At 66.8% G+C, this 13720-nt stretch carries 13 protein-coding genes; 2 read left to right on the top strand and 11 right to left on the bottom strand.

The genetic code is table 11. The features are described from left to right. Positions 1-2 precede the first annotated feature (2 nt). Positions 3-1418, bottom strand: coding sequence for a deoxyribodipyrimidine photo-lyase (locus tag IAE58_RS12100; RefSeq protein ID WP_199933835.1), 1416 nt, complete (start codon positions 1416-1418; stop codon positions 3-5). A 105-nt stretch (positions 1419-1523) separates the two neighbouring features. Between IAE58_RS12100 and IAE58_RS12095 the strand changes: the two genes are divergently transcribed. After that, complete coding sequence (locus IAE58_RS12095; RefSeq protein ID WP_199933827.1) at positions 1524-2108, top strand: hypothetical protein; 585 nt, start codon at positions 1524-1526, stop codon at positions 2106-2108. Positions 2109-2127: 19 nt separating this feature from the next. Here IAE58_RS12095 and IAE58_RS12090 read toward each other — a convergent pair whose 3' ends face one another. From IAE58_RS12090 to IAE58_RS12075, 4 genes are read right to left on the bottom strand one after another with little or no spacing between them, the layout of a single operon-like run. Then, entirely contained in the window at positions 2128-2742 is a 615-nt protein-coding gene (locus IAE58_RS12090) for an inorganic diphosphatase (RefSeq protein ID WP_108752805.1), read from the bottom strand. Positions 2743-2752: 10 nt separating this feature from the next. Beyond that, on the bottom strand, positions 2753-4102 hold the full coding sequence (locus IAE58_RS12085; protein WP_233614928.1) for a metallophosphoesterase family protein: 1350 nt from the start codon (positions 4100-4102) through the stop codon (positions 2753-2755). 11 nt (positions 4103-4113) lie between these two features. Next, positions 4114-5238 (bottom strand): phytase, encoded by a 1125-nt coding sequence (locus IAE58_RS12080; RefSeq protein WP_199933829.1) that lies wholly within the window; start codon positions 5236-5238, stop codon positions 4114-4116. Further along, positions 5238-7799: a TonB-dependent receptor gene (locus IAE58_RS12075; RefSeq protein ID WP_199933830.1), complete on the bottom strand. Its 2562-nt coding sequence runs from the start codon at positions 7797-7799 to the stop codon at positions 5238-5240. Before IAE58_RS12075 ends, IAE58_RS12080 begins: the two co-directional genes overlap by 1 nt. 154 nt (positions 7800-7953) lie before the next feature. Here IAE58_RS12075 and upp point away from each other — a divergent pair, with 154 nt between their 5' ends. Further along, positions 7954-8586, top strand: a complete 633-nt coding sequence (gene upp / locus IAE58_RS12070) for a uracil phosphoribosyltransferase (RefSeq protein WP_199933831.1) — start codon at positions 7954-7956, stop codon at positions 8584-8586. Between the two features lie 102 nt (positions 8587-8688). Here upp and IAE58_RS12065 read toward each other — a convergent pair whose 3' ends face one another. From IAE58_RS12065 to rsmD, 6 genes are all read right to left on the bottom strand, one after another. After that, entirely contained in the window at positions 8689-9576 is an 888-nt protein-coding gene (locus tag IAE58_RS12065; protein ID WP_199933832.1) for an MBL fold metallo-hydrolase, read from the bottom strand. 119 nt (positions 9577-9695) lie between these two features. Further along, a complete protein-coding gene (ggt, locus tag IAE58_RS12060) occupies positions 9696-11435 on the bottom strand; it encodes a gamma-glutamyltransferase (protein ID WP_199933833.1) in 1740 nt (579 codons plus the stop codon). Beyond that, entirely contained in the window at positions 11432-11713 is a 282-nt protein-coding gene (locus tag IAE58_RS12055) for a YfhL family 4Fe-4S dicluster ferredoxin (RefSeq protein WP_108749298.1), read from the bottom strand. The genes ggt and IAE58_RS12055 overlap by 4 nt, the downstream gene beginning before the upstream one ends. Before the next feature lie 132 nt (positions 11714-11845). Next, positions 11846-12337: a hypothetical protein gene (locus tag IAE58_RS12050; RefSeq protein WP_108752799.1), complete on the bottom strand. Its 492-nt coding sequence runs from the start codon at positions 12335-12337 to the stop codon at positions 11846-11848. Between the two features lie 79 nt (positions 12338-12416). After that, complete coding sequence (gene coaD / locus IAE58_RS12045; protein ID WP_005409091.1) at positions 12417-12926, bottom strand: pantetheine-phosphate adenylyltransferase; 510 nt, start codon at positions 12924-12926, stop codon at positions 12417-12419. A gap of 26 nt (positions 12927-12952) precedes the next feature. Next, entirely contained in the window at positions 12953-13561 is a 609-nt protein-coding gene (gene rsmD, locus IAE58_RS12040) for a 16S rRNA (guanine(966)-N(2))-methyltransferase RsmD (protein ID WP_325166850.1), read from the bottom strand. Positions 13562-13720: the final 159 nt, after the last annotated feature.

The following is a 13720-nucleotide window of genomic DNA, read 5'->3' as shown; positions in this document are numbered from 1 at the left end:
CTTTACGCCCCGCCCGTGCTTCGGTAGGCGGCCAGCGCGGCATCGCGACCGACCGCCAGGTCGACCAGCGGCGTGCGCGGGTAGCCGGGCGCTTTCTCGGCCAGCAGTTGCGGGTGCTGCCACGGGGCAAACCGCGCCTTCACCGGCAACGCCGCCAGTTCCGGTACCCAGCGGCTGATATAGCGCGCCTGCGGATCGAATTTCTCGGCCTGGGTGACCGGGTTGAACACGCGGAAGTACGGCGCCGCATCGGCACCGGTGCCGGCCACCCACTGCCAGCCCATCGTGTTGTTGGCCAGGTCCGCATCGACCAGAGTGTCCCAGAACCAGCGTGCGCCGTGCAGCCAATGCGCGCGCAGGTGCTTGCACAGATAGCTGGCCACGATCATGCGCACGCGGTTGTGCATGTAGCCGGTGTGCCAGAGTTCGCGCAGACCGGCATCGACGATCGGCACGCCGGTGTTGCCACGCTGCCAGTCGTGCAGCTGTGCGGCGCTGGGATTGGCCCACGGAAAGCGGTCGAAGCGCGGATTGAGATTGTCGGTGGGCGTCTTCGGAAAGTGGTGCAGCAGGTGGTAGGCGAAGTCGCGCCAGCCCAGCTGGCGCAGGTAACCATCGATATCGGCGTCGGTGCCCGCGCTGCGCAGGGCTTCCAGCGCGTGGGCGATGCGCCACGGTGCGATCTCACCGAAATGCAGGTGCGGCGACATGCGCGAAGTGCCCACCCGATCAGGCAGGTCACGCTGCTCGCGGTAGCCGCGCAACGCGCCGTCTTCAAACACCGACAACGCTTCCAGCGCACCGGCTTCGCCTGGCTGCCAGTGCTCCCAGAAGCCGCTGTCCCAGTCCAGCGTGGGCGCCAGCTGCAGCGCATCCAGCGCAAGGCCGTGTACCGCGTGCGCTGGCAGTCGCTGCGGCGCGGCCTGCAACGCGGGCAGGCGCCAGTGGCTGAGCACGTTGCGCCAGTACGGGGTGAACACCTTGTACGGCTGGCCCTGCTGGGTGGCGATATCCCACGGTTCGAACAACAGGCTGCCATTGCAGCTCTGCGCATCGATGCCCTGCTCGCGCAGCGTGCGCTTGATGGTGGCATCGCGCGGCTGGGTGGCCGGCTCGTACTTGCGGTTCCAGTAGACCGCTTCGGCGCCGGTCTGCTCGATCAGCGCCTGCAGTTCGGCCAGGCTGTCGCCGGCGCGCAGCACCAGTGCGGAACCGCGTGCACGCAGATCGGCATCCAGCGCCGCCAGCGAACGGTGGCGCCAGGCGTCGGACGCGGCACCCGGCATCCACTCGCCCTCTTCCTGCGGCGCATGGATGTACACCGGCACCACGTCATGCCCGGCATCGCATGCGGCCTGCAGGGCCGGATTGTCCTGCAGCCGCAGATCGCGGCGGAACCATACCAACGCTACCGACACGTGCATCGCCTTCGTTCTGTGTGCCGCACATGATAGCCAGCGACAGTGAAGGCCGTGCGCGCGGCGCGGTCTGCTAGGCTGGCCCGCCCGCCAGTGGAACGTTGCATGCAGGATCTACGTGACCGGTTCGCCGCGTTCGGCCCGTTGCAGGCGCAGGATGAAAACGATTGGCAGGGACCGTTCCCGCTGCCGCCGGCCGTGGCCTGCTTCTACGCGCAGGTGGGGCCCCTGGGCCGCGAGATCAGTGCCAAGGTCGGCCATGCCGGCATCACCATTCCCGGGCTTGAGGTCTGGATTCCACCGTTGCAGCGCCTGTGGAGCCACCAGGCCGGTTATCGCTGGCATGGCATCAGCGGCGAACCGATCGAGGACTGGCCTTCGAACTGGCTGGTGATTGCCGACCTTGGTGCCGACCCCTTCATCCTGGACATGGACGATGGCCGCATTCTGTTTGCCCAGCATGGGCGCGGGCACTGGGACGCCGATGTGTTCCTGGATGACCTGCAGACCCTGATGGCCGCGCTGGCCGCCGTCGGTGCGGTGTACGCAGATGCCGGTGAGGACCTGTACAGCGATGACGACGACGGTGGCATCCGCGCCGAGCATCATGAAGCGGCGCTGCAGGCACTGGTCCAGCTGCTGGGCGACCGCCTGCAGGCCAAGTCGTTCATCGAGACGCTGCAGGGGTGAATCCACGCATGGCGTGGATCTACTTTTCGAAACGCTGCATCGCCTCGCTGATCACCGCCCGTGCCTCGGCCGCGTTGCCCCAGCCATTGAGCTGCACCGGATTGCGCCCGGCGGGCAGGTCTTTATAGACACGGAAGAAGGCTTCGATGCGCTGCCGCTCGATCTCGGGAAGATCGGCCAGATCGCGGATGTTGGCGTAGCTGGGGTCCACCTTGTCGGTGGGCACGCCGATCACTTTTTCGTCGTGCTCACCGTTGTCGATCATCTTCAGGTAGCCGATCGGACGGAAGCGCACGATCACGCCAGGATGCAGCGGCTCGCGGGTCAGCACCAGCGCGTCCAGCGGGTCGTTGTCACCGGCCAGGGTGCGCGGCATCGAACCATAGTTGGCCGGATAGGCCACCGGCATCGACTGGAACCGGTCCACATGGACCAGGCCGTCTTCCTTGATCTCGTACTTGGTGAAGCTGCCGGCAGGGATCTCCACCGCCAGGTTCACTTCCTGCGGGGCCTGCTTCGGCTGCGCGGCCAGGAACGGGTGCAGTACGGCTTCGGCAGCGGTGGCAGCCCCTGCCACCAGCAGCACGGCTGCGGCAAGCGCGGCCACCGGCACGAAACGTCGGGATGCGATCATCGTTGGTTCCTCATTCCCAGCAGCGGTCAGCGCGACCCTTGGCAGTCTGCGCACGCGGACATGCACGCGGGGTGATGCGCCCCTGCTGCAGCTCCACCTTCTGCGTGCTGCCATCGGCAGCGCGGCGCAGTTCGAAGGCGTCGTACAGACGGCCGGTGACCGTGCGGGCTTCGTAACGCAGCTTCTGCGGATCGATGCGCAGCACCTGGAACAGCTGGGTGTCTTCGGCCACCGGGTCCATGGTCTGTTTCGCCTCGTCCGACAGCCGGTACTGCTTCGGCCCGGCCACGGTCACCACGTACTGCGGCGTAGCCGCCTGGCCTTCGCCACGACGGCCATAGGTGTGGTCGTGGCCCTGCAGCACCAGATCCACCTTGTGGCGACGGATTACCGGCTGCAGCACCTCCTGCAGCGCGGCGTTCTGGCGGCCTTCGCGCGGCGAATAGAACGGCTGGTGCAGCAGGACGATCGTCCAAGCGCGCGGGTTGCTGCTCAGTACGGTGTCCAGCCACTGCGCCTGCGCCTGTGCGGTGCCCAGGTCCAGCGCCGAGGTGCCATCGAGCACCACCACGCGCACGTCCTGCACGTCGAACCAGTAGGTGCTGGTATCGGCCGCTGCCACACCGTTGCCCGGCAGCGCGAAGGTGACCGGCCAGTGGCGGCCCAGCACACGGCGTTCCTGCGGCGTGTCTTCGAATTCCTCGAAGTATTCGTGGTTGCCGATGGCCGGCGCCACCAGCGTTTCCTGCGCCAGCCAGCCGGTGGCGGCGAACCATTCGCCCCACTCGCTATCGTCGGCGCCGTCGCCACCGCTGACCAGGTCGCCGGCGAACAGGCTGATCCGTGCATCGGGCGCGGCCTTCTGCGCAGCACGCACCACGCGGCTGACATGGCTCAGGTTCTTGTTCTGGGTATCACCGAAGTACAGCAGGGTCAGCGGCTGTCCCGCTGTACCTGCGGTGCGCAGCTGGTTCCATGCACTCCAACCGCCATTGCCCTGCACGCGGTAAACATACAGCGTATCCGGCTGCAGCCCTTCCACCTGCACGCGGTGGTGGTGGGACAGGCCGTTCTCGCTCTGCAGCGTCTGCGTGCCCGCACGCAGCTGGCGCACGCCCTCGATGGCCGGCGAATCGCCAGCCACGGCCACTTCCAGCAGCGGCGACTGCACGCTGCCGTCGGTACGCCAGGCCACCGCGAATGCGTGCGCCGGATCGGCCGAGGGCGATGCCACGATGCGATCCGGCAGTGGCGTGGCCGCGTAGTGGCGGCTGCCCTGCGAAACCTGGGTATTGGGCTCGGCCGCCGCGCCCGCCAGCAACGGTGCGGCGAGCAACAGGGCGACAGTCAGTGCGCGCATGCAACGACCGCTCATGCGCCACACTCCAGCGGCAGCGAAAGCTGCTTGGCGATGGCCTGCCAATCGAAGGCGACGACGCCCTGGTCGTCATGCACGGCATACAACGCGCCATGCGGGAAGCGCGGCGTGGGCTGCTGCATCATCCAGATGCCATCGGTGTTGGCCACCGTATTGCCCTGGAACGCGCCGACCGGCTTCAAGGTATGGCGGTCGAACAGATGGAACACGCTGCGCTGCTTGCCCTGTTCGGTGGTGATCCACCAACCGTCCTTGCCACAGGTGCGCAGCATCACGCCTTCGGCCTGCGCCTTGAATACATCGCGGCCGAAGGTGGTGCCGGTGAACCGGCCGGCCAGGGTGTAGACCTTGAATTCGCTGGCGTAGCTTTCGTCTTCTTCGGCAATCAACAGGCGATCGTTGGCCGGGTCGCCCCAGATCGATTCGACCACGCGCAGCGCACCGGCCTCGCTGGTATCGCCGATGCTGGCGGCCAGGGTAGCTTCAAGCTTGGCGCCATCGCGGTTGACGTGGTACTGGCGCACGCGCTTGTCCAGTTCGGCCAGCGGCGGCAGGATGTCCTTGCCCTGCGCGTCCTCGCCGTTGTCCCACGAATCGGTGACGTACACGCTGTAGCCGTCAGCCCGCTTGTCCACCCACAGGCCGTAGGGCTTGCGCAGATCCTGCGCACCGAACACGGCCAGCGGGGTGAAGTCGGGCAGCGAGAACACCTGCACGCGATGGTTGTCACGCTCCACGATCCACAGCAGGTCATCGGTCACCGAAATGCCGTTGGGGCGATCGAACTGACCCAGTGCGGTGCCGCTGCTGCCGACATCGCGCAGATGCTTGCCGCTGCTGCCATCGTAGACCACCAGCTTGTCGGTGGCCTTGGCGGTGGCGATCAGCCAGGTCGCGCCGTCGGGCGCCTGCCAGCTGGCGGGCGAATCGATGTTGTCGGCCGGGGTCATCGGGGTCAGGAAGGCCTCGGCGATGGTCGCCACGGCCCGGGGTGCATCGGCCCCAGCGGTGGCCTGTGCGGAGGCGGAGCTGCCCGCATCCGGCGACGGTGCCGGGGTGCAGCCGGCGGCCAGGCAGGCGACCAGCGCGGCCGCCAGCAGGTTCATGCCGCGCGCCATCACAGGGCCACCTTCAGGCCAACGGCATAGGTGCGGCCATACTCTTCCAGCTGCAGGGTGCGCGAACGCGTGCCCTGGTACAGCTCCAGCGGTTTGTCCAGCAGGTTCTGTGCTTCGAAGTACATGCTGATGCGCGGGGTGAACTTGTAATCCAGCGAGAAGTCCAGCTGGGTGTTGGGCGCCACGTAGATATCGAACGCGCGACCCTTGCCGATGCTGTCGAGGTATTCGCTGCGGTACACCGCGGCCAGGCGCGTGCTCAGACCGTACTTTTCGTAGCCGATGTGGGCGCTGTACACGTGCTTGGATGCGCGCGGCAGCATGAAGTCCTCATCGGCACGGTCTGCAATGCCGGCGTCGAACTCGGTATCCAGCCAGGTACCGCTGGCACCGACCAGCAGGCCATCCAGCGCGCCCGGCAGGAACGACAGCTGCTGCTGCCAGTTCAGTTCGGCGCCGCGCACGGTGGCCTTGCGGCCGTTGATCGGCTGGGTAACGTCGAAGCCACCGTAGGCCGGGTCGTTGGTGCGCACGGTTTCCACGATGTAGCCGTCGATGGACTTGTGGAACAGGCCCAGCGAAACGATGCCGGTGGTGCCCAGGTACTTCTCCACCGACAGGTCGATGTTCTTCGACTCGTACGGATCCAGTTCCGGGTTGCCCAGGCGCACTTCTTCATCGCCACGGCTGTACCCCACACGCGGGGAGACATCGCCGAAGGACGGGCGCGCGACGGTCTTGTTGGCCGAGGCACGCAGCACCCAGTCGTCGGCTGCGTCGTAGCGCAGGTGCAGGCCCGGCAGCACGTTGGTGTAGCTGCTGTTGGCCACGCGCGGGGTGACCGTGAAGCTGCGCCCGTTGGCGGCCACGTCCACCTGGTTGCCGATGGCCTGGAAGCGCGTGCTTTCCACGCGCACGCCACCGATCACGCGCAGCGCACCGATGTCCCAGGTGCCCATGGCGTAGCTGGCGAAGATGTCTTCGCTGGCCACGTAGTCTTCTTCCAGCGAGGTCATCGCATTGCCACCGACATCCTGCGGGCGGGCGCTGTACTGGCCGCCGTTGGCCGCCCAATAGGCGCGCATCGCGTCCGAGCTCATGCCATCGCCCAGGTTGCCGTGGCGGTGCTCAGGCGAACCGGTGGTCCAGCTCGACAGCGCCACCTTCGGGCCAATGCGCAGTTCGCGCTCGTCCACGTTCACGTCGCGGTCGCGCCAACGGCCCAGCAGACCGAACTTGATGCTGCTGCTGTCGCCGTCGAAGCGCACGTTCACCTGCGCGCTGTGTTCCTTGTCGTTCACCTGCTTGGGCGACAGCACGAAGCGGTCGAACGCGTAGTTGCCGTTGTCCAGCCACTGCGGGTTGTCGAAGGTGTAGGTCGGCAGGCGGCTGCGCTGATCGAGCGTGCCGTTGAAGTCGTCGCCGTCCAGGCTGAAACGCGCTTCCATTTCATCGTTCACCCGTTCTTCGGTGCGGGTATAGCCGACCTTGTAGTCCACCACGGCATTGGTGAAGGTGTTCTCGCCGCCCAGGCTGGCGGCGAAGGTGTTTTCTTCCTTGGTGCGGTAACGCATGCGCTTGTCGATCGCATCGCCGGGCATGTCGTCCAGGCGGTACTGGTCGGTGCCGGTGCGGACCATGTCGGCATCGTCGAAGTTGAAGATCACCCGCTGGCGGGTCTCCGCATCGTCGAACTGGCTGTACAGCGTGCGCAGGTAGTACTTGCTGTACTCGCTGGGGCGCCAGTCCAGGTTGAGGTTGGCGCCGATGCGCTTGCGCTCGATCTCGTACTTGCGGTGCTGCAGGTTGATCGCGGTGACGTCACCGGGTGCGGCATCGTCCTCGCCGTCGTACTCCACTTCGCTGTTGTCCGATTCGAACGTGCGCTTCTGGTAGTTCACGCCCAGCGCCACGCCGAAGGTATCGGCGAACACTTCGCTGTAGTTGAAGGCCGCCTTGGGGCTGGTTTCACCCGACAACTGCTGGTGACTGGCTTCGATCTTGCCGCGCAGGCTGCGGCCATCGCGGTCGAAGGCCGAGGCCGATTCGACCAGCACCGCGCCACCGATGGCATCACCGGGCATGTCCGGGGTAGGCGACTTGACCACGCGCAGGCGCTCGGTCGAGTCGGACGGAATCACGTCCAGCGGTGCGGCGCGACTTGAATCTTCCGGCGTGCCCACGGCGATGCCATCCACGCTGACGCTATTGAGGTTGGCGTCCAGGCCGCGGATGACCACGAAACGGCCTTCGCCCTGGTCGCGGGTCACGCTGACGCCCGGCAGGCGCTGCAGCGATTCGGCCACGTTCTTGTCCGGGTACTGGCCCAGCGCATCGGAGGAGACCGCATCTTCGATCGCGTTGCTGCTGCGCTTCAGATCGACGGCACGCACCTGCGATTCCAGCTGGGCGCGCACTTCGATGCGGTCCAGGTCGACCGCATCGGCGGCTACCGCACCGGCGCCGGCCACGACCTGCTGCCCGGCAGCGTGCAGCGGCGCTGCAGCCCCCATCGCCAGGGTCAGGGTGATGGCCATGGCCAGCGGAGTCTTGATATGCACGTTGAAGCCCCGTTCCTGTTAAGAATGGGTCTGCACGGTATGTCCGCAAGGTTGCACGGTCGTGACATGCCGGTGCAGCCGGCGGCAGCCGGCGTTTGGGTTCGGACCGGCGTTCCGGCAAAATGGAGCCCTCTCCCAGACCCCCTTTCCGACCATGAAGATCGTCGAAGTGCGCCACCCGCTGGTGCAGCACAAGATCGGCCTGATGCGCAACGCTGCGCTCAGCACCAAGGATTTCCGCGAACTGGCCAATGAGCTGGGCACCCTGCTGGCCTATGAGGCCACCGGCGACCTGGACACCGAACCGCACACCCTGCCCGGCTGGGCCGGCCCGGTCACCGTGCAGCGCATCGCCGGTGCCAAGATCACCGTGGTGCCGATCCTGCGCGCCGGCCTGGGCATGCTCAGCGGCGTGCTGTCGCTCATTCCGGCCGCGCGCGTTAGCGTGGTCGGCCTGCAGCGCGACGAAGAAACCCTGCAGCCGGTGCCCTACTTCGAGCGCCTCACCGGCCGCCTGGAAGAGCGCGACGCGCTGATCCTGGACCCGATGCTGGCCACCGGCGGCACCCTGATCGCCACCATCGACATGCTCAAGCGTGCCGGTGCGCGCCGCATCAAGGGCATTTTCCTGGTGGCCGCACCGGAAGGCATCGAGGCAGTGAAGGCGGTGCATCCGGACGTGGAGATCTACACTGCCGCGATCGATGCCCATCTGAATGAGAAGGGCTACATCCTGCCCGGCCTGGGCGATGCCGGCGACCGCATTTTCGGTACCCGCGTGGCATGAGCCCCCCCCGGGGTCGGATCCCTTTCGCAGAAAGGGCTCTGACCCCGATGCGCGGATGCATCCCGCGCCAGTCGAGCAAGCTCAACTCTACGACCCCGCTACTCAGCCCAGCGCGCGGGCCTTCAGTTCGCCTTGCTCATGCAGGGTCACGAAACGGCCCTTCTCATCGCGCCCCAGCTGTGCCAGCGCCACCTGCGGGTCGTGGGTGAAGAACAGATGGACGTTGCGCGCCAGCTTGTCTTCCAGGAACTGGCGCTTTTCGTCGATCAGCAGTTCGGCATTGCGGTCGTAACCCATGGTGATCGGCACATGCACCCAGGAGCGCCCGGGAATCAGATCAGCACAGAACACCACGCCGCCGTGCGGTGCCTGGTCGGCATGCGCATGGCCGACGATCTCGGCCAGCATCAACCCCGGCGTGTGGCCGTCGCTGTAGCTGAAGCGCACGCTGCGGCCCAGCACCTGCGAATATTCGCCCTCCACCACTTCCAGCCGACCGCTGGCCTGCAGCAGCGCGGGTAGTTCGGCGATGAAGCTGGCCCGATCGCGCGGATGCGGCTGCAAGGCCCGTTGCCAGTGCTGCGCACCGACCACGAAGGTGGCGTTGGGGAACAGCAGGTCCGGGCCACGGCCTTCGGTCCACGGCGCCAGCAGGCCGCCGGCATGATCGAAATGCAGGTGGCTGAGCACCACCACGTCGATATCTTCGTGTTCGAAACCGGCTTCGCGCAGCGAATCAATCAGCACATGCCGGCTTTCCTGCACGCCGTAGCGTTCGCGCATGCGCGGGTCGAAGAAGGCGCCGATGCCGGTTTCAAACAACACCGTCTTGCCTTCCAGCGGACTGGCCAACAGCGCACGGCACGCCAGCTCGATACGATTGAGCTCGTCCGGAGCCGCCCATTTTTCCCACAACGCGCGCGGCGCGTTGCCGAACATCGCCCCGCCATCCAGGCGCTGCGAGTTTCCACGAATTGACCAGAGTTTCATGCCGCGATTATCAATCGGCTGCCGTTAAATAATCGCTAGCCGGAAAATGGAAAACCCCGCCGGGCGGCGGGGTTCGGGGGTTGCGCATTCGCTGGGCGTGGCCCGGCGCCAGCGGCAATTCAATGCACCGGTACGACCTGGGCACTGCCCACCGGGTTGCGCGGATCACTGCCGCCGAACAGCTTGTTGGCCTTGCGGTCCCATTCCACGGTCTGCAGGTTGCCCCATACGTGGCTGGAACCGCGGCCACCGGCGGCGACGTCGCCCGGCAGGTCGATCTTGTGGCCCATCGCCTGCAGCTGCTTCACCGTGTCGGCGTCGAAGGCATCGCTCTCGGCCTCGATCAGGTCGGGCAGCCACTGGTGGTGGTAGCGCGGCAGCGCGGCGACCTGCTGTGCATCCAGGCCAGCGTCGTAGCCCAGGATGCCAAGCAGCACCATGGTGATGATGCGGCTGCCACCGGGCGTACCGAGCACGACCACCTTGTCGCTGTTTTCCATGAAGGTGGGCGTCATCGAGCTGAGCATGCGCTTGCCCGGCTTCGGTGCATTGGCCGCGTAGCCCATCACGCCGAAGGCATTGGGGGTCCCCGGCTTCAGCGCGAAGTCGTCCATTTCATTGTTCAGCAGCACGCCGGTGCCCTTGGGAATCAGGCCCGAGCCGTACAGCAGGTTCACCGTCTGGGTGGCGCCCACGCGGTTGCCATCGCGGTCGATGATCGAGAAATGGGTGGTTTCGTCATCTTCCAGCGGGGTCGGGTTACCCGACAGCAGGTCGCTGGGGGTGGCCTTTTCCGGGTGGATGGTGGCGCGCAGGCCTTGGGCGTAGTCCTTGCTGGTCAGCACCTTCTGCGGAATCTGCACGAAATCCGGGTCGCCCAGGAAGAACGTGCGGTCGCGGTAAGCGCGGCGCATGGCTTCCACCACCAGGTGGGTGCGGTGCGCGGCGTCCATCTGCTTGATGTCCCAGCCTTCCAGGATCTGCAGCATGCTGGCCAGGGCGATGCCACCGGACGATGGCGGCGGCGCGGTGGTGATCTTCCAGCCGTTGTAGTCGAACACGATCGGCTCGCGCAGCTTGACCTGGTAGCCGGCCAGCTCATCGGCGGTCCACTTGCCACCGGCCTGCTTCACCCCTTCCAGCAGCAGCTTGCCGGTCTGGCCCTTGTAGAAGCCATCACGACCGCCGGCCGCCAGGCGTTCCAGGGTCTGTGCCAGTTCGGGCTGCTTGAACAGATCGCCGGTGGCGATCGGCTTGCCATTGCGCAGGTAGACCTCGCGCGTGCCGGGGAAACGCTCCATCACTTCACGGCGCGAGGCGTAGCCCTTGGCCATGCGCTCGTACACCGGGAAGCCGTCGCGGGCGATGCGGATGGCCGGCTGCAGCGAGGTGGCCAGCGGCAGCTTGCCGTGCTTGGACGACAGTTCCACCAGCGCGGCCGGCAGGCCCGGAATGCCCGCCGACCAGGGCCCGTTCACCGAGCGGTCGCGGTCCAGGTTGCCCTGCTTGTCCAGGAATGCCTGCGGCGTGGCCGCGGCCGGCGCGGTTTCGCGCGCATCCAGCATCACGTCCTTGCCGGTGGCCGCGTCGTGCAGCAGGAAGAAGCCGCCACCACCGAGGCCGGAGCTGATCGGTTCAACCACCGCCAGCGTGGACGACACCGCCACGGCCGCGTCGAAGGCGTTGCCGCCCTGGGCCAGGATGTCGATGCCGGCCTGGGTGGCCAGCGCATGGCCACTGGCCACGGCCACCCCATCGGGGCGCTCGGCGCGGGCGGGGGTCTGGGCAGGGCTTTCAGCCCAGGCCTGGGGGGCCAGCAGCAGGCCGAGCAGCAACAGGGGGCGGACGATCAGCTTCATTCGGATGGGGGCTCCGCATAGAGTTCGGGATGATCGTTCTGCAACTGGCGCAGCTTGGCCAGCAGCTGGACTTCCGTTTCCACGATATCCGGGTCCGGGTCGATGCATTCGACCGGGCAGACGACCACGCACTGGGGTTCGTCGAAATGACCCACGCATTCGGTACAGCGTGCGGGATCGATCACGTAGATGGTTTCACCCATCGAAATGGCCTGGTTCGGGCAGGCCGGCTCGCATACGTCGCAGTTGACGCAGAGCTCATTGATTTTCAGCGACATGGCGATACTCCTCGCCCGCGCCTTGGGACAAGGACCGGCACGCGCGGGCGCGCGCACCGGTCAGTTCATCGGCGGCACCCCTTGCAGGATGCCGCCCGGGCCACGCCGCAGCGTGGCCGCCACGGCTCGGTCTTACTTGGCTTCGACGAAAATGTACTCGGCGCCGGTCGGCTGCACGGCAGCCTGCACGCGGGCATTGTCGGCCGACTGGCCGATGAAGACGACGCGCACGCCCTTCATCGAATCCGCCGACACGTCCTTGAACACGGCCTGGATCATGTCAGCCATCTTGCCCGAGGCCGACGAACCGAAGGCCAGCATGTTGCCCGGCTGCACGCCACGGGCCACGGCCTGGGTCGCGCTTTCGGTCTGGCGCTCGTACTTGGCCTGGAAGTCCGGGTCCGATTCCGGCGAGAGGTAGTACAGGAACGGGCTGTTGCTGATGTTGCCCATGTTCTGGATGGCCACTTCCTGCAGGTACTTCTTCCAGCCTGCATCGTCGTCCTTGGCCGGAGCGACCAGGGCCTGCTTGGCCTCTTCGACCGGAGCAGCCTCTTCCTTCTTGCAAGCGGTGAAGGCCAGGGCAAACGAGGCGATCAGCATCGCGCGCATGGTGGTGTTCATGGGTTTCCTCCCGAGATGGTGCGTGTTGGTGTACGTAATGGGGGTGCGTGGTACTACAGGAACGGCCGCTTGGCAGCGGTTACGACTGTGCCGCCTTCGCTTCGCGGACCTTGCGCAGCGCTTCGAGCACGGCGGCCGGCACGAAGCCGGACACGTCGCCACCCAGGCGCGCAATCTCGCGGACAAGCGAGGACGAAATGAAACTGTGCTGTTCGGCCGGGGTCAGGAACAGGGTCTCGACCTCGGGAATCAGGTGGCGGTTCATGCTGGCCATCTGGAATTCGTACTCGAAATCGGACACCGCGCGCAGGCCGCGCAGCAGCACCCCGCCCTGCACCGAGCGTACGAAATGGGCCAGCAGGGTATCGAAGCCGATGACCTCGACATTGCCATGGTGGCCCAGGGCGCCGCGGGCCAGCTGCACGCGCTGCTCCAGCGGCAGCGCCGGGCCCTTGGACGGGCTCTGCGCCACGCCCACCACGACCTTTTCAAACAGCGGCGCGGCCCGGCTCACCAGATCGATGTGACCATTGGTGATGGGGTCGAACGTGCCGGGGTAGACGGCAATGCGGCGGTTGGCCACGGTCATGGGCGGTTGCAGATGTTCAGATGAGGTCAAAGTGTAGCAGCGGCGCGGCGGTACAGGGCAAAGCGGACTTCGCGGGTGGCGCCCTCGCGGTGCAGCAGCCATTCCGGCGGCAGCAGCGGCGCGTGCCCGGCCGGCGATTCCAGGTACAGCCAGGCATCGGCAGCCAGGTGCCGCGGCAGCTGGGCCAGCACGTCGTGCCACAGCCCATCGGCGAACGGCGGGTCGATGAACACCAGGTCGGCCTGCTGGGCCGGCGCGCCCTGCAGCCAGCGCAGGGCATCGGCCTGGACCACGGTGATCTGGTCGGTGGCCTGCAGCTTGGCCACTGCGGCGGACAGGTTGCGCCCCAGCTGGGCATCGCGCTCGACCAGGGTGGCGTGGGCGGCGCCGCGCGAGACGGCCTCCAGGCCCAGCGCGCCGCTGCCGGCGAACAGATCCAGCACACGCGCACCGACCAGCCTGGGCATCAGCCAGTTGAACAGGGTTTCGCGCACGCGGTCGCTGCTGGGCCGCAGGCCCGGCAGGGTCGGCACCGGCAGGCGGGTATTGCGCCAGCGCCCACCAATGATGCGGACCTGACCATCATTGCCCCCACGGCCGCTCACCGGCGCCCCCGCAGGGGGTAGTTCGAGAATTTCAGCATGGTCGTGATTGTAGTCGGCCGGGCGGCGCCCGGCACCCGCAGAGGCAACAGCCGAAGCAACAGCGGGCTATCCGTGGGTTGGCGGGGCGGGTCCGGTTGAGGGGGACGCTGCAAGTCCCCCTCCGGGGCCCGGCCCAGCCGCTGGCGGCTG

Source organism: Stenotrophomonas sp. S49 (assembly GCF_016624905.1).
In the GTDB taxonomy this organism is placed as follows: Bacteria; Pseudomonadota; Gammaproteobacteria; order Xanthomonadales; family Xanthomonadaceae; genus Stenotrophomonas.
Note: the sequence above shows the minus strand (reverse complement) of the source record. Positions and strands in the feature narration are given on the sequence as shown.